Genomic DNA, 23,078 nt, shown 5'->3' on the forward strand with positions numbered 1-23,078 from the left:
AAAATAAATCTGTTGCTCAAATTGTAAAGGAGATTTGTAGCATACCGGATTTATTTTATTTAAGTGGTAGAAAAAATACTTGCGTGCGCGGCGGTTTCATTGCTACCAATAATAAAGAATTGTTTGAGATGATTCAACCTTGGTTACCGGTATATGAAGGATTTTTTACTTACGGCGGTATGTCAATGAGAGAGATTGGTGCAATGGCTGAAGGATTAAAAGAAATGGTTGAAGAGGATGTTGCTGGCTGTGCGATTGAGCAAATAAAATATTTTGTAGAAAAATTGGATGAATTGGGAATTCCGGTGGTAACTCCACCTGGCGGACTTGCCTGCCATTTAGATGCGGAAAAATTTCTCCCCCATATTCCCAAAAATGAATATATCGCCGGTGCTCTCACAGCTGCTTTGTATATCGTTTCTGGAATAAGGGCAATGGAACGAGGCACAATCTCCATGGATAGAGACAAAGAAGGCAGAGAATTATTTGCTGATTTAGAATTAACAAGAATCGCCTTACCAAGAAGGGTATTTAACCTTTCTCATATTGAATATGCTATTGATCGGATCCTTTGGCTCTATAAACACCGGGATTTAATTAAAGGTTTGAAATTTGTCTACGAACCACCGGTACTTAGATTTTTCTTAGGAAGATTAGAAGCCATCGATAATTGGGGAAGAGACTTATGCGAAGCTTTTAAAAAGGATTTTGGAAAGGAGTTATAAAATCTAAACTTAGTTACCAACGACTGCCAAAACCAATAAATTGCCAATTATTATTCTCTTTTTTAAAAAACATTTCTACTCCTCTAATTCTTAAATGAGAATTTTTCTGAGATTCGTAGACAATTGGGATAATATCAATATAACCTTTAGCAAAATTATCAAATATTCGAATAGTACCAAAATCAATATAATATCTTAATTTTAAACGATAAGCATATTTTTTTATCTCATCTAAATTAAGCCATTTTATCCTCATATTAGGAAAAGAAATATTATGTTCTAATTCTCTTTCTTTTTTTAAGATTACTAAATAATTTTCTTTTTTAAATTTTGGGATTATTTCACTAATTTTATTCTCATAAAAAGCTATTTCAATCATTTTTTTTAAAATCTTCTTCATCTCTTCTTTGTTTTTATTGCCATAATTAAATTTATTGTGATCTAATATTTTAGAAATCCAAACCAAGTACCAAGTATCCTTCAAATTAAGCCAATTAGTAGCAATATAATAGTAATCTTTACTTTTTTCAAAATAGATATAAGTAGAAACTATCGCTGAATAACTTGTCGGATTTATATACCTTGTTCTTACAGCAGCAATTTTTCTATCTTTTAACCATTCTTTTAAAGCCTTCGCAAAACTATCGTAACTAATTTCTTTACGAAAAGTAGGATTAAAAAGTTGATATATCGATAAAAAATTAGATTTTCTTAATGCTTGATTAAATTTTGAAGATTTTTCTAAAAGTTTAAAAAAATCAGATTTTTTATTAACATTTCCGCAATAGATCAGAAAATTTATTAAGAAAGAAGTTATTAGAAAATTCATAAATAACGGGCCCGACCGGATTTGAACCGGCGCTCTTCGCCGTGACAGGGCGACGTGTTTATCCAGGCTACACTACGGGCCCTTTTTTAATTATAAAAATTTCTTTTCAAAAGTCAATTATTAATAGAAAATAGTAAATTTTCTTACACTTCTGTTAAAACCTGTTTCTAATACTACAAAATAAAAACCAGGAGAAACCAATCTGCCGTTTTTATCTTTTCCTTCCCAACAAGCCCCAATTTCTTCCAAAATTTCTTTCTTTTCGTATCTTCCGGGAGTAGTCAATTTTTTAACATTTAATTCTTTTTCGTAAATAAGTTTTCCATTTAAATTATAAATTTTTAAACTTGCCCATTTAGAAGGATTTCTTAATCTTAAAGGAAAATATATTTTTTCATTTTCGTTCTTTTTAATAAAGGGTTGAGGATAAATATCGCCAATCGCATCTTCATAATAAGAAATAATTTTTCCCGGATAAACTTTTAATAAAGAATCAATATTAGGAATTCCGTAACCTAAGGTACAAGAAGGAATACTTTCACTTGCTGTTTTAAATAATGCTTCTTTAACTTCTTCTATTTTCCAATCAGGATGAACCTCTAATATTAAAGCACAAAGTCCGGCAACCAGAGCAGTAGCCGAAGAAGTTCCGATAGAATATTCAAAAGCACCATCTTCATCCGGCTTAGCAACAACAGCATTATAAGCTAAGGCAACTAAATCAGGTTTAATTCTACCATCTGCTGTGGGACCCGCACCGCTTCCACGCCAACAAGAAGAATCAGGCATAACTCCACCAATTGTTAAAACTCCATCAGCGTCACCTGGTGCTACTAAATATGGATTAGGCCAAGGATATCTTAAACTATCGCTTCCCCGATTTCCCATCGCAGTTACAATTATTAACCCTCTTTGAGAAGCAATACTTGCTGCTAAAGAAGTTATTGCTGTCTTTCCATCAAATTCGGTATCTTCATACCAACCCCGATATCCCAAAGAAGAAGAAATTATTTGGGCACCATTTTTCTCGCACCATTCTAAACCTTTTACCCAATTATCTTCTTCAATAATATATTCATAATATTCACCAGTCCTATATTTATACTCTTCTGTCTTGGCAATCAAGAATTCAACAGCAGGAGCAACACCAATTAAATATCGGGGAGCATAACCAGCAATCAAGGAAGCCATTCTTGTTCCATGATAAGGCTGTTCTTTAAAATCTTCATCCTCTTCGTAATCAGTATTATCATCACCCTGAGAATTATAAATTAACCAAATATCATTATCAAAATCACTAAGAAGAGGATTGTAAAGAAATTCATTGGTGTCACTAAAGAGAAGGCTTTTGTTTTTCAAATCTAAAAGATAGATATTTGAACCTTCTTCATAAGTTAAATAAATTTTATCTTTTATTAGTAAATCAAAATTACCCAAGAAAGGGATATTTTCTAATATTACATCTTTTTTCTGCCAGTTTGTTCCCCAATCGATAGAGTGAGAATAACTTAAATTAATTAACGGTGGGTTTTCATATTCTTTTAATAAAATATAGATAGTATCATTTTTATTTCTTATTTGAAAATCAGCAACATTAATAAAAGTGTTTAAACTATCTAAATAGTAATTTGTTCCGCCATCGTTAGTTTTCAAATAATATATTTTACCTTCTTGAGATAAACAAAAAAGATAATAGTCTAAACTATCTTTAAGAATAATAATCGGTTTCTTTATTTTTTGATTAAACGAATAAACTGTTTTCGTTTCCTGCCAGACAATTTCTGAACCAATAATATTTGCCTTCTTAATCTTAAGTATTGAATCTTTATAAGTAAAGGTAAGATATAATTTATTATCAGAGTATAATAAACAAGGTTCTTTACCATTTTCTATTTTAGCAACACCTTGAAAATTAGTATAATAAAAATAACCGAAATATATCTCCTTATTTTTTTCATAAAGGTCTGAGCCATCAAAGGCAACAAAACCCATATTTGATTGATTATTTGTTAGAGAGATATGATGAAAAATATAAGACCTCAAATAATAAGAAATTGATTTTATTGGCTGCCAATTATTTCTTTCGTAATAGGTATAAACCACTGTTCTTTTTGGTATTCCTAAATGTTGAGTATCTGTTATGAAAAATAACAAAGGCAATTTTTCACCATTAGTATTAAAAATATAATCCGTTCTCGGATTTTCTATCGTGCGGAAATTTTTTAAATCAGAAATAGTTTCTTTTTGAAAATTGTTAGATTTTTTTGCTATAAAAAAATCACCGCCAGCAATAAAGTCATGTTCTTTTATTACCTTAATACCTTCAACCGCTTTATTTACGGTAGTATCATCGGAACTTTTTCTCTTTCTTCTTAATCCGGTATCTAATAATCCAATTCTAACACCGGAACCATAAATGCCCTTTTTGTGAACTTTGTCTACTCCTAACATAGCAATTTGGCGATAAGAATAGCCATAAAAAGAAGTATCTTTTTTTTCTTCTTGTGTTATTTTTATAGTTTTAGGAACCTGAAAACTGATTGCTTTTAATGGACGAATATCATAGATAAAAGGCAGATTTTTTAATAAAGGTAAAATCTCTTTTGGAATCTCACAACTAACACCGTTTAACCAGTTTGAAACATATCTTATTTTTACTCCCAACTTTCTTAACTCTTCAATATATTTTTCATAAACCGGTAAGTCATAAAAGTCATATATTTCTCCGATATTTTTTAATCTTCTTTCAATTGTTTTAGGATGAAGTTTATAGTCAAATTTTTCTAAAATATTTTTATAATCCTTCTCGGTAGTAAAACCTTTGTCAGTAAAGAGTATCCAATATTTTTCATTATTCTCGCTCATCAATCTTTCATAATCAATTTTCAAAGGAAAACGATAAAAATTATAAGAGAATAACCAAAAAATTATTAACATTTTATTTCTCCTTGATTAACTTAAATAACCAAATCTTTGTAAAAAAGGAAACCAACGAGTAATAAGAAAAATTCCCATAAATATAATTCCTATTACTACGCCAACAATCCCTAAAATGAGATATAACCTACCAATTCTTCTAATCTTTGGGCTACCAGCAGAAAGAAAGACAATTCCTAAAACAATGCCAACAATTGGACAAAAGAAGGATAAAAAAGCACCGTAAACAATTCCTAATAAAGTAAAGAAGTCAATAAAAAAATTTAATTTTTCAAAATTTAATTGAGTGTTTTCGTTATTCATTTTTTTCCTCCTTTACTATTATTTACCCCGCGCAGGAGTCGAACCTGCAGCCCTCGGATTAAGAATCCGATGCTCTACCAATTGAGCTAGCGGGGCAAAATTTAAAATGCGCCCGGCGCGACTCGAACGCGCAGCCTACGGGTTCGAAGCCCGGCGCTCTCTCCAATTGAGCTACGGGCGCAGATAGGTGAGCGACGGGAGTCGAACCCGCAACCCGTGGAGCCACAGTCCACTGCTCTACCAATTGAGCTACGCTCACCATAAATTAGCGCGCCTGGAGGGATTCGAACCCCCGACCGTCGGATTAGAAATCCGATGCTCTATCCAACTGAGCTACAGGCGCCTATCGGGGAGACTGGATTTGAACCAGCGACCCCCTCGTCCCAAGCGAGGTGCGCTTGCCAGGCTGCGCTACTCCCCGATATATATTATAAATATAAAAAAAATTATCTTTTAGTCAAGTGAAAAATAAATTAACATAAGATAAAGAATATTTTTTAAATTTCAAAAAGAGTTAAAAAAGAACTAAAAGAAACTTGGTAAATATATTTGACACGATAAAAAATTTAAAAATTGCATCCAATGCAACAAATTTTTAAGCAAATTTTTTTTATAAATCCTTGTATTTCAAATACTTATCTTAAATTTAGAAGAAAGATAGGGAACGTCTCCCCCTATGGTATTATCTCCGTCTTATTAGGCATTTTAATCTTCGTTCTAATAGAAAGATTAATATTAGTTTAAATAGGCGGATTATCGTTAATTCTATTAGCACTATTATTATTAATTCTAACAAGATTATTTTTAATAATCTATAAAGGTATATCTCTAATAAACTCCCTAAGGTTATAGATGTTAATAGGAGTAGATATTCTATCTATAATTTATGAAAAATAAATAAAGAAGATAAAAATTGAATTAAAGTAAAAATTTAGATATAATTTATAAATATAAATATGCAATTTTTAATTAAAGGAGGAAAAATGAAAAAAGTAAATTTTATATTATTTTTTTGTCTCTTTTTTACCTTTTCTTTTTTAAGAAGTGAAGAAATAAAAATGGAAGCAAAGGTATATTTTAAAACTGCTGATGAACTTTTTACAAAAATGGGTGAATTATTTTCGGAATTAGATATTGCTACTGCTGGTGAAACTGATAAAGAGTGCTATATTGTAATTATTACAAATAAAGAACAATTAGAAAAAATAAAAGAAAAAGGTTTTAAAATTGAAATAACTTATCATAATATTAAAGATAAATTTAAAGAAATGACTGGTGTTGACCCTGACAATCCTCAACTTCTTAGAGATTTTGGTTATTTCTTTACCTATTGGGAAATGATTGATACAATTCAAAGTTTGGCGAATAATTTTCCTAATTTAGTGAGAATTTATGACATTGGTAGGAGCCATCAAAATCGTCCTTTATGGTGTGTAAAGATAAGTGATTATCCTGATTCTAATGAAAATGAACCGGTTGTCTTTTTCAATGCTGCTACTCATGCAAGGGAACCAATGGGAGTTTCTATACTTATTTATTATATGACCTATTTATTAACCAATTATGACCCAACAAATTCTGATAATTTAATAACTTGGCTTATTAATAATCGGGAAATTTATTTTGTGCCAGTTATGAACCCTGATGGTTATGTTTATAATTCAGATTCCGGTGGTACTTCGGCCAATTGGCGAAAAAATAGAAGGATAATTCAATCTCCTTATGTTGGTGTTGATTTAAATAGAAATTATGGTTATAAATGGGCATATGATAATATTGGCTCTTCACCAAATCCAAGTAACGAAGCTTATCGGGGACCAGAAAGATTTTCTGAACCCGAAACCAGAGTTGTAAGAAATTTTATGTTATCTAAAAAGATAAGGGCACAGATTGATTATCATACTTATGGTAGATATAATATGTATCCTTGGGGATATGATACTTTTACACCACCTGATGAAAGAACTTTAAGAGAAGTTGTGGATTCTTTTAGATTATATAATAATTATTCTGCTTCCCGAACAGGACAAATTGCCAAGGTTTTATATACTGCCAATGGAAGTTCGGTAGATTGGGAATATGCTGATACTTTATGGGAAGGCGAAAGAAAGTTCATTACTTACGCTTTTACTATTGAAGCTTCTACTAATGATTTCTGGTATGGTTGGAATGATAGTGCCTTTATTAGGCAAGAATGTCAAAGAAATTTAGGAGTAAATATTTATCTCACAAAAGTTAGTGGTGCTTTCTTAGAACTAAAAAATGTAAAAATTTTTGATTTTTATGGCAATCAAGATAGTATTTTAAATCCAGATGAATCTGCCTATATTTATCTCACGATAAAAAATCGGGCAATCCATCCTATTGATTCTGCTTATAATATTCTTATCCGACCGATTACCGAAAATCCCTATTTAACTATTGTTGACACTTTATTTAATCTTCCAAATATTATGAGAAATGATAGCCAAATTGGTTACTTTAAAGTTTATTCAAAACCAGAAATTCCGTCAGAAAGTATCGCAATAAATTTAAATTGTAATTACTTAGATGATAACTATTTTCTAACCCAATCATTAAGATTTAAAATTTTTGTCCAATCTTCTCAATTGGTAAAAGAGCAAAGAGAAAGAAATATTAAAGATATCAATAATCTGGATTTCTATAAAACATCCCTTTATTTACCAAACGGTCAGAAATATAAAGGCGAACTTAAAAGGGGAATTTATTTCTTTTTAAAGGAAAATAAAGGATATAAAATTTTGATAATAAAATAGAAAAGAACAACAATAATTGAGAAATAGATAAACCAATCACCAAACTGACGATAGATAGTATTTTTTAAAGGTATTTTCACATTACCAAAAATTATCTCTTCTTTAAATAATTTTGATTTTTGATAAATCCTACCAAAAGGATCGCAAAGCAAACTAATTCCATTATTGGCACATCTAATTAAAGGAACCCCATTTTCAACAGCTCGGGCAATTGCTAATTCATAATGTTGATAAGGTCCAAAAGTCTTACCAAACCAACCATCGTTAGTAATATTAACAATCATATTTGCTCCTCTTCTTACAAATTCTCTTATCAAATCAGGAAAAATAGATTCAAAACAGATTGCACAACAAAAAGAAGTCTTATCTGTTTGAAAAACAGTGTATTCTTCTCCCTTTGAATAATTTCCCATATCCACTGTCTCAATTAATCTAAAAATTTTTATCTTTTCATAATAAGGAATTCTTTCGGAAAAAGGAACTAAACGGATTTTTTGGTATTCACCCACTATTCCTTTTTGGGGAGCAAATAAAACCGCTCCATTATAATACCTAAATCCTTTTTCATTATTTTCATAACGAGGAGTCCCAATGAAAAGATAGCAATTATAATTATCAGCAATACTTTTCAAAAATTCTTTATAAGGTGAGTCAACAGTAATATCAATGAGAGAAGCCGTTTCCGGATAAATTATCAAATGGGGTTTTTTTTGCGCTGCTCTTTTGGTCATTGATATTAATTGATTTAATAATTTTATTTGTGCTTCTCTTGTTCCTTTCTCTTCTGGTGAGACATTTGGTTGCAAAAGAGCCACTTGGAAATGGTCAGATAACTCTTTAATACGAGAAAAATAATAGAACGTCGTTGAGAAGATTGTTATTCCCAAAAGAAAAACAAATTGTTTTTTGTTATCAGAAAATATTATTTTATAAATTAGAAGATTAATAAAAATTACTAAAGCCGAAAGTCCGTAGATTCCCCAAATAGAAGCAGTATTTAGAAAGATTAAATTATTTGTTTGGGTATAACCAAGTAATCCCCAAGGAAAACCAATTTCCGATTTTGTTCTGATAAATTCCAAAATTGGCAAGATAAATGGAGCAAGATAAAGAGAAGAAATTTTTATTAAATAAGAAAATAAAGCAAAATAGAAAGCCAAATAGAAAAAAAGAACAATAATTCCAATAAACAGCAAAATCCTTGTTGAAGAAGCAATCTCTGGTTTCAAAAAATAAAGCCACCATAAATGACCAACAGAAAATAAGAATCCATAGATAAAACCATAAACAAAGGTTTTCTTGGGTGATAATTTTTCAATATAATAGAATAAAGGTATAAGAGAAAAATAAGAAATAAAAAAGAAACTTATTGGTGCATAACTTAAATTAAGAATTAAGGGGGATAAAAAAAAGACTAATTTATTACCGAAGAATTTTGACTCTTTTGCCTTCAATTTTTAGTCTACCTTCGGCAAAAAGTCTAATTGCCATTGGATAGGCAATATGTTCTTCTTTTAAAACCCTTTCAGCTAATGTTTCCGGAGTATCTTCATCTTCCACCGGCACTATTCTTTGAATGATAATTGGTCCACCATCAACATCCTCATCAACAAAATGGACGGTACAGCCAGAAAATTTTGCTCCACTTTCAATTACTGCTTGATGAACCTTTTCGCCGTATAAACCTTTAAATGCCGGTAACAAAGCCGGATGAATATTCATAATCCGATTTCGATAATGATTAATAAAATAAGAAGTTAAAACCCTCATAAATCCCGCCAAACAAATTAAATCAGGTTTAAATTCCTCTAATTTTTCAATTATTTCTTTTTCAAATTCTATTCGCTCTTTCTTTTTATGAGAAATTACAAAATTAGGAATATTATGCCTTTTGGCTCTTTCCAAAGCATAAGCATTTTCCACATTACTAATTACACAAACAACCTTTCCTGGAATAAAACCATTTTCGCAGGCATCAATAATCGCCTGTAAATTCGTTCCTCGACCGGAAACCAAAACAGCGATCTTAATCATTTATTCAAAACCTTTTTAATCTCTTCCATTAATTTTTTAACATCAGAAAAATTAATCAAACCAACCTCTAATCTTAAAGAATGATTAACTATCCCGATTCCAACACCAGCACTAATAATTTCGATATTCTTAATATTTTTTTCTTTTAATAAAGGAATTATTTCAGAATTTAGAAGTTCGTAAAGATTTTTATATCCCTTGGGATTTAGTTTTGTTAATGCGCCCCGAATGGTAAGATTTAATTTTTTCCCTAAATTAGGAACGGCATCCCGGTAATAATTGACAATAGCTAATTTATTGGCTGGTTCAGAAATAAAGTAAGCGATTTTCTTATATTCGTCAACGATTAAATAAATATCCTGATTAAGAAAGGATGTCCGGAAATTATGTCTTAAAGGAATTTTATTTACCAAAGCATTGGAACAAAAAGGACCAACTATTTCTTCTTTTTGTAAAATTTTTTGAGCCTGCTTATCCGCCCGCACCTCGTCAATTCCGTAATTTTTAAATGCTTGACACAAACCAATAATCTCATGGAAAACTGGTATGTTTTTAAGAATTGCGCCACTCCCAATTTTTTCACTTAAATATTCCGAAGAAATAATTAAAAATTTCTCTTCTTCCCTTCTAATCATTTTTTATTTCTAAAAAATTATAAAATTTTTCTTTATTATCTTCTTTTAGATAATAATTCACATTACCTAAAATCAACCTGTTTTCCAAAGCCCATTCAATGAAATTTTTGTGAGAGATAAAACGATAATAAAATTTTTCTGACTGAGGTTTTTGGGAAACATTATCAAGAACAATTGCAGTTGAAATATAGGGAGCAGCATTAAGATTAATTTGATAACCAGCTGGATAAATATCTCTTTCAGGGATTATTTCAATATTTTTGATATTTCCTTCGGAAAAAAACTGGTAAGGATCAATTTGGGGTAAAAATCCCATTTTATGGGCCAAAATACCCATTCCTGCGTTTTCTAAAAGATTATCCTTTTGTCCGCCTTTCATTACCATTCGGATTTGAAAATTTTTCACTTTAAACCTTTTGATCAATTCTTTAAAAACTTCTTTAACCAAAATTTTCCCAAAACCTTTTCTTTGATACTCTTTAAAAACATAAACATCATAAAGAATTCCTTTATTCCCCTCCACCTCACCAAAACCTTCGCCAATCAATTTCTCGCCAAAAAACAAAGAAACTTTTAAACCTTTTTTTAATTCCAAAATTTTTAATTCGTAATTATTCATTTTCCTAAATTAGGATTTAATCTTATTGCTTTTTCTAAATATTTTGCTGCTTCTTCTTTTCTCCCTAAATCTCGATACAAAAGACCTAAATTGTACAAACCGATATAATTATTTGGCTGTAAATTTATCAATTTTTTGTAATATTGAATCGCTTTTTCTTTTTTGTTCCATTCAGTATAAAGTCTCCCTAATTGAAAATAAATAAGAGGGTAATTTTTATTTAATTTTAATGCCTGCTGATAACTCTTTTCTGCTTGTGAAAAATCTCTTTTTTGAAAATAAGCATTTCCCAGATTAAAATAGGCTTCAAAATAATCTGATTTTAATTCCAAAGCCTTTTTAAAACTTTCAATTGCCTCTACTATTTTATTGAGATTTAAATAGATATAACCTTGATTACAATATACCTGAGATAAAATATTTCTTTTTTCTTCTTCGCAGAAAGAAAAATTCAAAATTTTATTATAAAGTTCTAAAGCCTTTTGGTATTCACCCTTTTTAGCCAGAATATTGGCTAATAAAAGATATCCTTCATAAGAATAAGGAATAAGATCGCATAAAATTTCGGCTATTTTTTTAGCATTTACCATATCTTCTTTGTTTATATAGAGCAACGCAAGGTTTTTCAGAGTTAATAAATATTCATTTCGAAATAAATTCTTCCTTTCCAGAACCTTTCTTAGAAATTCTAAATTTCTTATTGCTAAACTATAATTATTTATCTTACTGGAATAAAAATTAACATAATAACTAAAAAATTGGGTAAAAGAAATTGTAACACCAAAATCAATAGGAATATAGGAAAGCGGCGAGGAATAACTAACTTCCCAATAAATCAATTTATTATCCACTTTTATCGCTAAAAGAAAATCTTTTTCTCTTTTAATAAAACTTAATAAATAATTAAACATTTTTAGAAGATAAGTCTCAATAATCAGAAGATGAAAAAAAGGTATTTTTTTTCGTAATTGATAAAAAACAATTGCCTTTTTAAGATCTAAAAACTCCTCTGTGATTTGGGGTCGTAATTCTAATAAAATATCCCTTAGCGCGATAAGAAAATTTAAGCGATATTCTTTTTCTTTGTTTATTTGCGAAAATTTTTTATTAAATTTTTCTTTTACTAAAAAATAAATCTTACTAATTTCTGAACCCATTTCTAAAACCTCTTGTTCATTCTGAGAAGAAATAATTATCAAAGGATAAATAAAAGCGGAAGCATTGCCAATTATCTCTTCAATAGCTAAAATCTTTTCTTCCCAAAATTCTGGTTCTTTAAAAAATTCTTGGTAAGAAAAATAAGAAAAATTTAAGAGTTCTTCTATTTTTTCTTTTTCATCTTCGGAAAAAAATTTTTCTCCTTCAGCTATTTTTTTTAACTCTCGTTTTTCATTTTCGTTTAATAAGATTACCCCTTCCTTTTCTTTATTAAGCATTTCTATTGCTATTTTTTTTCTTTTTTCGATTTCTTGTTCTAAAAAAAGAAGATAATTTTTCATAAAATTAATAATTATAAATCAAATTATTAAAAAAATCAAATATCTAAAAACTTGAAAAATTAAAATTATTAAGGTAAAATTATTATTTAATAAGCGCCCGTAGCTCAATTGGAAAGAGCGACGGACTACGAATCCGTAGGCTGGAGGTTCGAGTCCTCTCGGGCGCATAATAATTTATGAAATTTAATGATATTTCTTTTATGGAGGAAGCAATAAAAGAAGCGGAACTTGCTTTAAAAGAAAACGAAGTACCTGTAGGGGCAGTAATCGTTTATAAAAATAAAATCATTGGCCGTGGTCATAATCAAATGGAAAGATTGAAAGATCCCACTGCCCATGCGGAAATACTAGCTATCTCTTCTGCTTGTAATTATTTAAAAGATTGGCGATTAAAAGATGCCACAATTTATATTACCTGCGAACCTTGCTTAATGTGTATGGGAGCAATTTTATTGGCGCGAATTAAAAAAGTTGTTTATGGAACCAAAGAAGAAAATTTTGGATTCTTTTCTAACTATCCACGAATTTATTATGCTATCAAAGAAAAAATTGAAATAATTGACGGAATAAAAGAAGAAGAAACACGAGATTTGTTAAAAAAGTTTTTTAGAAAAAAAAGAAAGTAATGAAAAATTGGAGAGGTGGCCGAGTGGACGAAGGCACGCGACTCGAAATCGCGAACCCACTTAAAAGTGGGTCGGGGGTTCGAATCCCTCCCTCTCCGTTTTTTTTATTTATAATTATTTTCAATTTTCTCTTAGGAAATTCCTATATTATAAAAAGGAACGAAAACATAAGAGAACCAAATCTCTATCAAAAGGTAATAGAAAAATTTTCTAAATATAAATCTCGTCGAAATAAGAATATATATTCTCTTTCCAAAAAACTAACTTTAAATAAAAGAAATATTGATACAATTAGAGTATTAGCAATTCGTGTAGAATTTCTCGAAGATGACGATACTTTAACAACTGGTAATGGAAAAATGGATTTAATGGGTTTTTTAACCGAAGAAGATGGACTTTATTATGATCCTCCTCACACCAAAAAATATTTTGAAAATCTTTTATTGGGTCTAAGAAATTATTTCTGGCACAACTCTTTGGGAAAACTTCATATTGAATTTAAGGTAATGCCAGAAGGAGTATTAGAGGCTTATCAGTTACCGCACCCGATGAAATATTATGGCGATACTATGTGGAAGTGGCCTAATTATGATTTTCGGGGAGTTGAAATGGGATTATGTCGACTAATGGAAGATGCTTTTACAATTGCTGATCAAGATACTAACATTAATTTCAGTGATTATGATTATTTCATAATTTTCCACGCCGGTTCCTGTGCCCAAACCGACATAAAAGGAAATTCACCTTTTGATTTATGGGCGGCAACAATTAATAGTGAAGCATTAGAATATTATTTAGGAAAACCTTATATTGAAGTAGAGAATGGGAATAAAAGAATTGATATCGCCTGTATTCTACCAGAAATGACGAGGCAAGATACTTTATTACCTAACGGAAAAATAAACTACGGTGGAATGATGGGAATGCTCGGACTTCTTACTCATGAATTCGTTCATCTTTTAGGTGGTTATGATTTGTACGATGTAACTGGTTATTCTATGGGAGTCGGCGGCTGGAGTTTGATGGGCTATGGAGGTTGGCTTGGTAGTTATGACTGTCCACCAGGAACTGTCCCTGCTTATCTTGACCCATTTCACAAAATTTTATTTGGATTTGTAGAACCAAAAATTATTAATTTCTCATCAGATAGTTTAGTCTGTTTTACTATGGCTATGGATTCTTTATTGTTTTCAGAAAAAGATACGCTACCTTTCGTATACAAAATCCCAATTTCTCAAGATGAATATTTTCTTATTGAAAATCGCCAAACCGATGTCCGTAAAAAAGATACAATTGTTGTTAAAAGAGAAAATGGAGTAGTTATTGGCGTAGAAGATGGAGAATACGATTTCTTTTTGCCCGGAAGTGGTATCTTAATTTGGCATATCGACGAAAAGATTATTAGAGAATATGGACCTTATAATGCGATAAATATCAATCCTTTCCATAAAGGTGTTGATTTAGTAGAAGGAGATGGAATTCAAGATTTTGATAGATTTATTTATCAAGATTATTATGAATTGATTGGTTCTAAATACGATCCCTTTTTTAAAGGTGGCTTTTTAGATAGTTTAACAGAAAATACCAATCCTCATAGTGATGGTTATTACGGAAAAACATATTATCGATTTTATATTCATTCTCAACCAGATACAATTATGTATTTTACTTTCCAAAATAAATTACTCAGAAAAAAATTGATAAAGAGTTTCTCAGAACCTTTATTATCACCTTTAGCAATAGATTTAAATTCTGATGGAGTGAAAGAAATCTTAATTCCTTGTTCCACTGGAACAATTTACGCTTACGAACCAGATGGTAATCCTTATTTAGGTTATGAAATCCTTTGCCAGTTGCCATTAGAAATAACGACCGATTTATCTATTGGTGATGTTACCGGTGATAGTTTATTAGAGATTGTAATTGTTTCTCACGAACGCGTAGTTATTGTTGATGCTTTTGGAAATGTTCTTTTTGATCTCGTTTTAAACGGAGAGATAAAAAGTGAGGTATTACTTTATGATATTGATAACGATAATAAAAAAGAGATGATTGTTGGAACTGAAAAAGGCTATCTATATATAATTAATGGTGAAGGAAGAATAAGAGAAAACTTTCCGGTAAAACTTGGCGGAAAAATAAAATTAACACCAGCTATTTGTGATTCTCAGATGGTTGTGCTTACTGATGATAACCGATTATATTTATTATCTTTTGATGGCAGAATAAGAAATGGTTTTCCTATTTCTCTCTCCTATTCTCCTTTTTCTTCTCCCTCTTCACCAATTGTTTTTGATTTTGACGATGATGGAAACCAAGAAATTCTTTTGTTAGTTCCGAACAATCTAAATTATAAATTGATGATTATCTCTCCCGAAGGAAATATCAAGTATTCTTCAAAAGAGATTATGGAATATCCCTCTTTTTCTTCCTTAGCAATTGGTGACGTGAATGATGACGGTAATTATGATATAATTGTTTTTAGCAAAAATAAAATATTTGCCTTTAATTATAATCTTACTTTAATTAACAACTTTCCAATTGTCTTTGATTCTACTTACCTAAAAGAAATTATTTTAAACGGTTATCTTTTCTACGAAGAAATGCCTTTTTATTTCTATACTTCACCAGTTATTGGTGATTTTGACGGTGATGAAATTTGTGATATCTTTGCTGGACTCCCCGATTTTGGTCTTTCTATTAATAAAAAACAAAAATTATTTACTACCAGCGGAATAAAAACTATTCCGTTTATTACCGATCTGGATAATGATTCTTTTGCGGAATTACTTATAACTACCGAAGATAATTATTTATATGTCTATAATACCTTTGGCAGAGAGAATAACATATTTTGGCAGACAAAATTAGCAACCCCTGAAAGGGATGGCAGGATTCTAAAGAAATTAGAAAGAAAAATTATTTCTGACAAATCACTTATCGGTGATCTTTATATCTACCCCAACCCAATTACCATAAATGACCAAAAGGGATATTTAAGATTCTCTCTTACCCAAGAAATAAAAGAAGCAAAGATTGAAATTTATGATTTTTCTTTTAAAAAAGTATTTGAAGATAAGATAACTAATCTAAAAAGGTTAGATAATGAATACGAAATTGATATAAGAAAGTTTAAAACTGGCGTTTATCTTCTAAAACTGGAAATCAACTCTCAAAATAATAAAGAGGTAAAATATTATAAGTTTGGTATTGTGAAATGAACTTTCTTTTGATAATCTTAATAATTTTTTATTCCGATTCAATTATTAGAAATGATTTTTTAATTAATGATGATAATATTGGTGGCGCAACCCAAGAAATTCCTAAAGGGGCTTCTTATGGCGGAAGAATAACGATTACTTTTGGAGATTTCCGAGACGGCAACTGTTCGCCCTATTTTTTAATTCTTGATTTAAATGGCCAAAGGTTGATTGAGGAAAAAAGGACGAGTGATGACGGAGGATTGAAATGGAAGGGTGAACCAGCAGTTGCCTTTTTCAATAATCGGATTGTTCTTGCCTGGGAGGATAGAAGAAGTTGTAATTCGGATATCTATTATCAAATTTATGATTCTTTGGGAAATGAAATCTTTAGTAATAACCGAAAGGCAAATGATGATAATACTCAAAATGATCAAAGAGGCGTATCGATCGCTTTTTTGCCTGACGGAAGATTTATAATTGTTTGGGAGGATTGGCGCAATGATTATGGCGATATTTATGCCCAAATCTTTGATGAAAATGGTAATAAAATTGGTGATAATTTCCGAGTTAATGACGACCCAGTGGGATTTGCTTGGCAATATTCCGCAGATGTAAGAGTAAAAAGTAATGGTGAGTTTATTATTGTTTGGGAAGATGGCCGAAATGGTAATTGGGATATTTACTGCCAGATTTTCGACTCTTCAGGAAGACGAAGAGGTAATAATTTCAAAATTAACGATGATAATACTTCAACTTGGCAATTTTCTCCAAGAATTTGTGTTAACAAAAATAACTACTGGTTAGTGGTTTGGGAAGATGAACGAAACGGCAATTGGGACATTTACGCTCAAATTTTTGATTCCCTAAACAGAAGAATAGGTAATAACTTCATTATTAATGATGACAATACTTCCGCTAACCAAAATTCACCAAGTTGTGCCGCTGATACCTTTGGCAATTTTATCATTACCTTTGCTTGTAATCGGAACGGTAATTCTGATATTTACAAACAAAGAATTACTCAAGAAGGAATAAAAATTGGTAATAATGAATTGGTAAACGATGATCTTTCTAATGCTTACCAAACTTCTCCTTGGGTTATCTCGCTGGCTAATAACTATCATTTAATTTTGTGGCAGGATCAAAGAGAAGGAAATGATGATATCTACGCCCAATTTTATGATGGCAATAATATAAAAGTTGGCAATAATTTTAGAATTAATAGTGATAATGCCTCTTCCCATCAAAGATGTCCATTTATTTCGGCAAATCAAGAAGTCTTTGGAATCTGTTGGGAAGACGAACGGGAAGAAGATTGTCATATTTATGCCACCTTTTTTGACACATTAGGAAATTTTCTAACAACCAATAAAAAGATTAGTGAGATTGGTTATAACTTTTTTCCTTCTTTAGCAATCAATTCTTATGGTAAATCTCTTATTTCTTGGGTAACTATTCGCGAAGGAAATACTGATGTTTACGGCCAATTTCTTACCTCTTATGGAAATTTAATCGGTAATAATTTTAAGATCAACGACGATACTAATAACAACTTTCAAGATTGGCCGGTGGCTACCAGTTTTCCAACCGGAAAGTTTTTAGTAATCTGGACTGATTATCGCGAAGGAAGGGCAACAATCTATGGACAATTTTTTGATTCCTTGGGTAAGAGAATTGGGAATAATTTTAAAATAAGTGATAATAACCAAGGAAATGCTTTATACGGATTTGTCACTGCAGCAGATACAATTCCGATATTTACTTGGATGGATAATCGGTTAGGAGATTATGATATCTATTTAAAAATCGGTAATAACCCAAGTATTTTAGTGAATGATGTAACTAACAACTTTCAAGGTTATCCAACCTGCGCTTTAAAAGACTCAATAATTGTTGTTAGTTGGGAGGATGAGAGAAATAACAATACTGATATTTATTGCCAAATTTTTAAAATAAATGGTGAACGAATTGGTAGAAATATCTTAGTAAATGATGATAATACGGAATATGACCAATATTCACCTTCAATTGCCTTTACCAATGATGGTGAGTTTATCATCACCTTTTGCGATTTTAGAAAGGGATATGGGGATGTTGACGTCTATGCCCAAAGATTTGATTATTATGGTAATAAAATCAGCAATAACCGATTAGTTCATGAGCCCGATTTGTTTTTTGGAAATAATCAATGGACTTTATCCCAAAGTATCTCAGCAATAAATGGTAATCTCGCTTTCTGTTGGGTTGACAATCGAAGACATAAAGGTTGGGATATTTATTGTAAAATTGTGAAAAAAAATTATTTGCCCTTAGAAGAAAATCAGAAGATGAAGATTATTTCTAAATTAGATTGGCAAGAAAAGAAATTTTTCTCAATAATCGGAAGGTTTCATAAAAAAAATTTAAAAACCGGTATCTATTTTGTCAGAAAAAATAGAGAGTTTAAAAAGATTGTTTATTTAAAAGGAGCAAAAGAATGATTTTGCTTTTAGTTTCTTATCTTTTTAGTTTAAATTACCGATTTTATGCCTTATCTTCGTTGGTTGTTCCGGGTAGTGGTGAATTACTTTTGCGAGAGAAAAAAGGCGAATATCTTATCTATGGTGATATTATCTTTCTCTCTTTTTATCAGACTTTTAATTTCTTAGCAAAAAAAGAGAACGAAAAGGCAAAAATTTTTGCCTGTGAGTATGCGAAGGCAAATTTTTTCCAAACGGAAAAATATTTTAATCTTTTGGAAATCTATTCTTCTAATGAAGAATATAACGAGGATGTTTTAAGGGATGCCAGAAATTTATATCCCGATGACCCAGAAAAGCAGAAAGAATATTTAAGAAAAAGAGGTTATTTTGACAACGACGCTTGGCATTGGGAAAATGATTCTTTAAGGCTTACTTACTTTAGAAAAAGAAAAGAAGCAAGGAATAAAAGATTGGTTTCTTCTTTTTTCCTTTCCGGTTCGATTCTTTTAAGGATTGGCTCCTTTTTTAACTGCTTATTCCTTAGCAAAAATAAAAATCTTTCCTTGGAAATTCTTCCCGAAGGTTTCAAATTAAGTTATAATTTTTAATATGGAAACGATCAAAACCGATATTTTAGTGATTGGTAGTGGCATTGCTGGTCTATGGTATGCCTATAAAATTGCTGATTTTGGTAATGTGTTACTAATTACTAAAAAAGAGAGCAGCGAAAGTAATACCAATTATGCCCAAGGTGGAATTGCTGCTGCTGTCGGCGAGGACGATTCACCAATTATCCATTATGAAGATACTTTAAGAGCCGGTGAAGGACTCGCCAAAGAAAATATTGTTAAGATTGTTTGTGAAGAAGGACCAAGATTGGTTTATGAGTTGTACAATTTGGGCGTAGAATTTTTAACCTATTATAACTCTGCTGGTAATTTAAGATTTGAATTGGGAAAAGAAGGAGGGCACTCCCGAAGAAGGATTGTCCACGCAAAAGATTATACCGGTTACGCAATCGAAAAGGCACTTATCAAAAAAGTAAAAGAAAAAAATGTAAAGATAATTGAAAACTGTTTTCTTGTTGATTTATTAGTAACCGAAGATACCTGTTTTGGTGCCTATACTTTTAGCCAACAAGACGGAAAATTTATAAAGATTTTATCTTATCTTACCTTATTGGCAACTGGTGGATTAGGACAGGTTTATCTTCATACAACCAATCCACCGATTGCTACTGGTGATGGAATTGCTCTTGCCTTTGAAAGGGGAGCAAAAGTCGCTAATATGGAATTTATCCAGTTTCATCCCACTTCTCTTTATGGAAGGAAAATCAATGGTCGTTCTTTTTTGATTTCCGAAGCAGTGAGAGGTGAAGGAGGAATTTTGAAAACGTTGGATGGCAAAACCTTTATGGAAAAGTATCATCCGTTAGCCTGTTTGGCTCCGCGAGATGTTGTGGCTCGGGCGATTGATAACGAATTGAAAAAGAGAAAGGAAGATTATGTTTTATTAGATTTAACTCATCTAAATCCGGAAAAGATAAAATCCCGTTTTCCCAATATCTATGAAACCTGTTTAAAATTTGGAATTGATATAACAAGAGAACCAATTCCAGTGGTGCCAGCTGCCCATTATATTTGTGGCGGAATTCTGATTAATGAGTATGGTGAGACAACAATAAGGAATTTATTATCAGCCGGTGAAGCAGCCTGCTCGGGAATGCACGGCGCTAATCGGCTTGCCTCTAACTCTTTATTAGAATCTTTAGTCTTTGCCGAAAGAGCCTACTTAAAATCAAAGGAATTGTTAAAAGAGAAAAAGGAATTAAAAGATTTTTCAATAAAAATTGATAAAATTTATGAAGATAAAAAAACTAATGAGTTGATTAGTAAGTTGAAAAAGTTAATGTGGGATAAGGTGGGTATTGTCCGAAATGATAAAGATCTATCTTCGGCGGTAACGGAACTATATCAACTGAAAGAAGAGATTGATAAGATATTAGAAAAGGGAATCAGTGTCTCCTCTTTGGAAGCCAAAAATATGATTATCTGCGGCCTATTGATCGCCTATTCCGCAAGTTTAAGAAAGGAATCGCGAGGACTTCATTATAATATTGACCATCCCGAAAAAGATGACCGCTATTTCAAAAGGGACACAATTTTGACCAAAGATGATATCTTTAAATAATCTGATTGAGAACTTCCATTATTATCTTTTATTAGAAAGAAAGTTAAGTAAAGTTTCCACAGAATTTTATTTAAGCGATACCAAGGAATTTTTAAACTGGTTAAAAAAGGATTTAACCGAAGTCTCCGAAGAGGAGATAAAAAGATTTATCCACCATCTTAAAGAGAAAAACCGGAATTCTTCAACAATTGCTCGGAAAATTTCTTCCCTACGGTCTTTCTTTTATTTCTTAAATAAAGAAGGAATAATCACTAAAAATCCCATAGAAGAAATTGAAACTCCAAAATTGAAAAGAAAATTGCCCACCGTCCTAACCATTGCGGAAATCGAAAAATTGTTTAACACTTTGGAAAATAAAAAGGATTTAGAAGGTATTCGCGCAAAGGCAATGTTCGAATTACTTTATGCTACCGGTATCCGGGTTTCGGAACTTTTAAATTTGAAGATAAATGATTTGAATTTAGAAGAAGGATTTATCAAGGTATTGGGAAAAAGAAATAAAGAAAGGATTGTTCCAATGGGCGAACCGGCAATCTGGGCAATAAAAGAATACCTCAATTTGGTACGTCCCTTACTTTTAAAGAAAAATCAAAAAGAAATGGGTAACCCCTATCTCTTCCTCAACCACCGAGGTAAGAAATTTTCTCGTATGGGTTTTTGGAAAATCTTAAAAAAGTATGTAAAATTAGCCGGCATTGAGAAAAGAATAACTCCCCATACCTTTCGCCATACCTTCGCTACCCATCTCTTAGAAGGTGGTGCCAACTTAAGAATTGTCCAAGAGTTATTAGGTCATTCGAGTATCTCAACCACTCAAATTTATACTAAAATAAATAAAGAGTATTTAAGACAGATTTATGATGCCTTCCATCCCCGAAGATAAAAAAGAAATGATCTGCCCTTATTTTAATAAATGTGGTGGTTGCGATTTTCAAGACCTCTCTTATGAAGAACAGTTAAAAAGAAAAATCGATTTGGTTAAAAAATATTTAAATACCGAAATCAACGAAGTATTCCCTTCCCAACCCTTTAATTATCGCAACCGAATGGATTTTGCCTTTTTTAAGAATGGTATCGGTTTAAGAGAAAAAGGGAAATGGTATAAATTTGTTGACATTGAATATTGTCTCATTGCCAAAGAGAAAATAAACACTCTTCTAAAAGAAGTGAGAGAGTTTTTTCACGATGTTGATAGTTTTGATATCAAAAAACATATCGGCACCTTTCGTTATGCGGTAATTCGCAGCGTCTTGACTTCCACCATTTCCATTATCCTTAACCAAAAAAGCGAAAAGAAAGAAGAAGCGGTAAACCTAATTAAAAACTTTGCTTTCGTTACTTCGGCTGATAATCTTTTAGTCTGCGAAATACCACCCAATACTGATGTGAGTGTTTCCGAACATTATTATGTGATTAAAGGCACTGATTTATTATACACAAAAGTAAAAGAAAAGGAGTTCTATTTTCATTCGCAAGGCTTTTTCCAAGTAAACGACGAATTGACCGAAAAATTACACCATTATGTTAGCAAAATTTTGGAAAACTATCCCACCAACGATGGCTATCTTTTAGATTTTTATGGTGGCGTCGGGGTCTTTGGCATTATCAATAACGAGAAATTTAAACAGGTTACTGTCCTTGATAACCATTCCTTATCAATAAACTTAGTAAAAAGAAATTGTGAACTAAACCAAATCAAAAATGTCTTGCCCCTGTTATTAGAAGACAAAAATTTGAAGGATATCCGTTTTCCTAAACCGCTTTTTGTGATTGCCGATCCGCCCCGCGCCGGTATCCACCCGAAAGCCCTCAAATATCTAAACAAAATCAAACCAGAATTGATAATCTACATTTCCTGTAACCCTCTCCAACTTGCCAGAGACTTAAAGGAACTTACCAATTACCAAATAAAATCCCTTGCCCTTTTTGACTTTTTCCCGCAGACAAAAAATATTGAACTCGTTTGCGAACTTCTCCCAATTTAAATATTTATAATCCCAAAAACAAGAATCACCCTGACCATTATTTTTATTTAAAAAATTTACCTTGACATTTTAAAAAACTTTGCTAATCTTTTAGTAGGTGTTAAAAATAAAAAGGAGGAAAAAATGAGAAACAAATATTTTTTATTATTTTTTGGTTTATTAATTATTCTTATTTTCAATGCGTGTCAAACTCAAAAAGTTAACAAGATAATAATTCCCAAGGAAGGACTTCAATTTGTTTCGGAAGATGGCAA

At 31.2% G+C, this 23,078-nt stretch carries 17 protein-coding genes and 8 tRNA genes; 11 read left to right on the forward strand and 14 right to left on the reverse strand.

The window, feature by feature from the left end:
• Positions 1-725 (forward strand): beta-eliminating lyase-related protein (locus tag ABIK75_06130; GenBank protein ID MEO0090666.1); only part of this gene is annotated, 725 nt, incomplete at its 5' end.
• Between the two features lie 13 nt (positions 726-738).
• Here ABIK75_06130 and ABIK75_06135 read toward each other — a convergent pair.
• From ABIK75_06135 to ABIK75_06175, 9 genes are all read right to left on the reverse strand, one after another.
• A complete protein-coding gene (locus ABIK75_06135) occupies positions 739-1,554 on the reverse strand; it encodes a hypothetical protein (GenBank protein MEO0090667.1) in 816 nt (271 codons plus the stop codon).
• A gap of 6 nt (positions 1,555-1,560) precedes the next feature.
• Positions 1,561-1,636, reverse strand: a tRNA-Asp gene (locus ABIK75_06140).
• A 38-nt stretch (positions 1,637-1,674) separates the two neighbouring features.
• The gene (locus ABIK75_06145; GenBank protein ID MEO0090668.1) at positions 1,675-4,491 is read right to left on the reverse strand and encodes a S8 family serine peptidase; all 2,817 of its coding nucleotides are present in this window, start codon (positions 4,489-4,491) and stop codon (positions 1,675-1,677) included.
• 15 nt (positions 4,492-4,506) lie between these two features.
• Positions 4,507-4,794, reverse strand: coding sequence for a hypothetical protein (locus ABIK75_06150; protein ID MEO0090669.1), 288 nt, complete (start codon positions 4,792-4,794; stop codon positions 4,507-4,509).
• 23 nt (positions 4,795-4,817) lie between these two features.
• Positions 4,818-4,890, reverse strand: a tRNA-Lys gene (locus tag ABIK75_06155).
• A gap of 11 nt (positions 4,891-4,901) precedes the next feature.
• Positions 4,902-4,975: transfer RNA gene (locus ABIK75_06160), tRNA-Arg, on the reverse strand.
• A gap of 5 nt (positions 4,976-4,980) precedes the next feature.
• Positions 4,981-5,053 (reverse strand) — tRNA-His (locus tag ABIK75_06165).
• 10 nt (positions 5,054-5,063) lie between these two features.
• Positions 5,064-5,137: transfer RNA gene (locus tag ABIK75_06170), tRNA-Arg, on the reverse strand.
• 3 nt (positions 5,138-5,140) lie between these two features.
• A tRNA-Pro gene (locus tag ABIK75_06175) sits at positions 5,141-5,215 on the reverse strand.
• Between the two features lie 562 nt (positions 5,216-5,777).
• Here ABIK75_06175 and ABIK75_06180 point away from each other — a divergent pair.
• Positions 5,778-7,571, forward strand: coding sequence for a M14 family metallopeptidase (locus tag ABIK75_06180; GenBank protein ID MEO0090670.1), 1,794 nt, complete (start codon positions 5,778-5,780; stop codon positions 7,569-7,571).
• On the opposite strand, the gene lnt is transcribed toward ABIK75_06180, so the two are convergent.
• The 5 genes from lnt to ABIK75_06205 are packed head-to-tail and all read right to left on the reverse strand — an operon-like array spanning position 7,520 to position 12,358.
• A complete protein-coding gene (gene lnt, locus ABIK75_06185; GenBank protein MEO0090671.1) occupies positions 7,520-9,025 on the reverse strand; it encodes an apolipoprotein N-acyltransferase in 1,506 nt (501 codons plus the stop codon). The genes ABIK75_06180 and lnt overlap by 52 nt on opposite strands.
• Positions 8,994-9,602 (reverse strand): phosphoribosylglycinamide formyltransferase, encoded by a 609-nt coding sequence (gene purN, locus ABIK75_06190; GenBank protein MEO0090672.1) that lies wholly within the window; start codon positions 9,600-9,602, stop codon positions 8,994-8,996. Before purN ends, lnt begins: the two co-directional genes overlap by 32 nt.
• Positions 9,602-10,240 carry a hypothetical protein gene (locus tag ABIK75_06195; GenBank protein ID MEO0090673.1) on the reverse strand — a complete coding sequence of 213 codons (639 nt, stop codon included), beginning with the start codon at positions 10,238-10,240 and terminating at the stop codon, positions 9,602-9,604. The genes purN and ABIK75_06195 overlap by 1 nt, the downstream gene beginning before the upstream one ends.
• Positions 10,233-10,859, reverse strand: a complete 627-nt coding sequence (locus ABIK75_06200) for a GNAT family N-acetyltransferase (protein MEO0090674.1) — start codon at positions 10,857-10,859, stop codon at positions 10,233-10,235. The genes ABIK75_06195 and ABIK75_06200 overlap by 8 nt, the downstream gene beginning before the upstream one ends.
• Positions 10,856-12,358 carry a tetratricopeptide repeat protein gene (locus ABIK75_06205; GenBank protein MEO0090675.1) on the reverse strand — a complete coding sequence of 501 codons (1,503 nt, stop codon included), beginning with the start codon at positions 12,356-12,358 and terminating at the stop codon, positions 10,856-10,858. The genes ABIK75_06200 and ABIK75_06205 overlap by 4 nt, the downstream gene beginning before the upstream one ends.
• Before the next feature lie 93 nt (positions 12,359-12,451).
• On the opposite strand from ABIK75_06205, the gene ABIK75_06210 reads away from it, so the two are divergent.
• The 9 genes from ABIK75_06210 to rlmD all read left to right on the forward strand — a co-directional run bounded on the left by ABIK75_06210 (position 12,452) and on the right by rlmD (position 22,824).
• A tRNA-Arg gene (locus ABIK75_06210) sits at positions 12,452-12,525 on the forward strand.
• Positions 12,526-12,534: 9 nt separating this feature from the next.
• Positions 12,535-12,984, forward strand: coding sequence for a nucleoside deaminase (locus tag ABIK75_06215; protein MEO0090676.1), 450 nt, complete (start codon positions 12,535-12,537; stop codon positions 12,982-12,984).
• Positions 12,985-12,993: 9 nt separating this feature from the next.
• Positions 12,994-13,082, forward strand: a tRNA-Ser gene (locus ABIK75_06220).
• Between the two features lie 192 nt (positions 13,083-13,274).
• Positions 13,275-16,205 carry an immune inhibitor A domain-containing protein gene (locus tag ABIK75_06225; GenBank protein MEO0090677.1) on the forward strand — a complete coding sequence of 977 codons (2,931 nt, stop codon included), beginning with the start codon at positions 13,275-13,277 and terminating at the stop codon, positions 16,203-16,205.
• Complete coding sequence (locus ABIK75_06230; GenBank protein ID MEO0090678.1) at positions 16,202-18,667, forward strand: hypothetical protein; 2,466 nt, start codon at positions 16,202-16,204, stop codon at positions 18,665-18,667. Before ABIK75_06225 ends, ABIK75_06230 begins: the two co-directional genes overlap by 4 nt.
• Positions 18,664-19,257: a hypothetical protein gene (locus ABIK75_06235; GenBank protein ID MEO0090679.1), complete on the forward strand. Its 594-nt coding sequence runs from the start codon at positions 18,664-18,666 to the stop codon at positions 19,255-19,257. Before ABIK75_06230 ends, ABIK75_06235 begins: the two co-directional genes overlap by 4 nt.
• Position 19,258: 1 nt before the next feature.
• On the forward strand, positions 19,259-20,839 hold the full coding sequence (gene nadB, locus ABIK75_06240; GenBank protein MEO0090680.1) for an L-aspartate oxidase: 1,581 nt from the start codon (positions 19,259-19,261) through the stop codon (positions 20,837-20,839).
• Entirely contained in the window at positions 20,823-21,722 is a 900-nt protein-coding gene (xerD, locus tag ABIK75_06245; protein MEO0090681.1) for a site-specific tyrosine recombinase XerD, read from the forward strand. Before nadB ends, xerD begins: the two co-directional genes overlap by 17 nt.
• Entirely contained in the window at positions 21,697-22,824 is a 1,128-nt protein-coding gene (rlmD, locus tag ABIK75_06250; GenBank protein ID MEO0090682.1) for a 23S rRNA (uracil(1939)-C(5))-methyltransferase RlmD, read from the forward strand. Before xerD ends, rlmD begins: the two co-directional genes overlap by 26 nt.
• Positions 22,825-23,078: the final 254 nt, after the last annotated feature.

The sequence above is a fragment of the candidate division WOR-3 bacterium genome, assembly GCA_039801725.1.
Taxonomy (GTDB): Bacteria; Hydrothermota; Tepidihabitantia; order Tepidihabitantales; family DTDR01; genus DTDR01.

Coding starts and splice junctions, on each gene's coding strand:
- ABIK75_06135 (MEO0090667.1), bottom strand. CDS start 1,554: ATGAATTTTCTAATAACTTCTTTCTTAATAAATTTTCTGATCTATTGC.
- ABIK75_06230 (MEO0090678.1), top strand. CDS start 16,202: ATGAACTTTCTTTTGATAATCTTAATAATTTTTTATTCCGATTCAATT.
- ABIK75_06200 (MEO0090674.1), bottom strand. CDS start 10,859: ATGAATAATTACGAATTAAAAATTTTGGAATTAAAAAAAGGTTTAAAA.
- ABIK75_06145 (MEO0090668.1), bottom strand. CDS start 4,491: ATGTTAATAATTTTTTGGTTATTCTCTTATAATTTTTATCGTTTTCCT.
- nadB (MEO0090680.1), top strand. CDS start 19,259: ATGGAAACGATCAAAACCGATATTTTAGTGATTGGTAGTGGCATTGCT.
- ABIK75_06235 (MEO0090679.1), top strand. CDS start 18,664: ATGATTTTGCTTTTAGTTTCTTATCTTTTTAGTTTAAATTACCGATTT.
- xerD (MEO0090681.1), top strand. CDS start 20,823: ATGATATCTTTAAATAATCTGATTGAGAACTTCCATTATTATCTTTTA.
- ABIK75_06205 (MEO0090675.1), bottom strand. CDS start 12,358: ATGAAAAATTATCTTCTTTTTTTAGAACAAGAAATCGAAAAAAGAAAA.
- ABIK75_06150 (MEO0090669.1), bottom strand. CDS start 4,794: ATGAATAACGAAAACACTCAATTAAATTTTGAAAAATTAAATTTTTTT.
- ABIK75_06215 (MEO0090676.1), top strand. CDS start 12,535: ATGAAATTTAATGATATTTCTTTTATGGAGGAAGCAATAAAAGAAGCG.
- ABIK75_06180 (MEO0090670.1), top strand. CDS start 5,778: ATGAAAAAAGTAAATTTTATATTATTTTTTTGTCTCTTTTTTACCTTT.
- ABIK75_06195 (MEO0090673.1), bottom strand. CDS start 10,240: ATGATTAGAAGGGAAGAAGAGAAATTTTTAATTATTTCTTCGGAATAT.
- rlmD (MEO0090682.1), top strand. CDS start 21,697: ATGATGCCTTCCATCCCCGAAGATAAAAAAGAAATGATCTGCCCTTAT.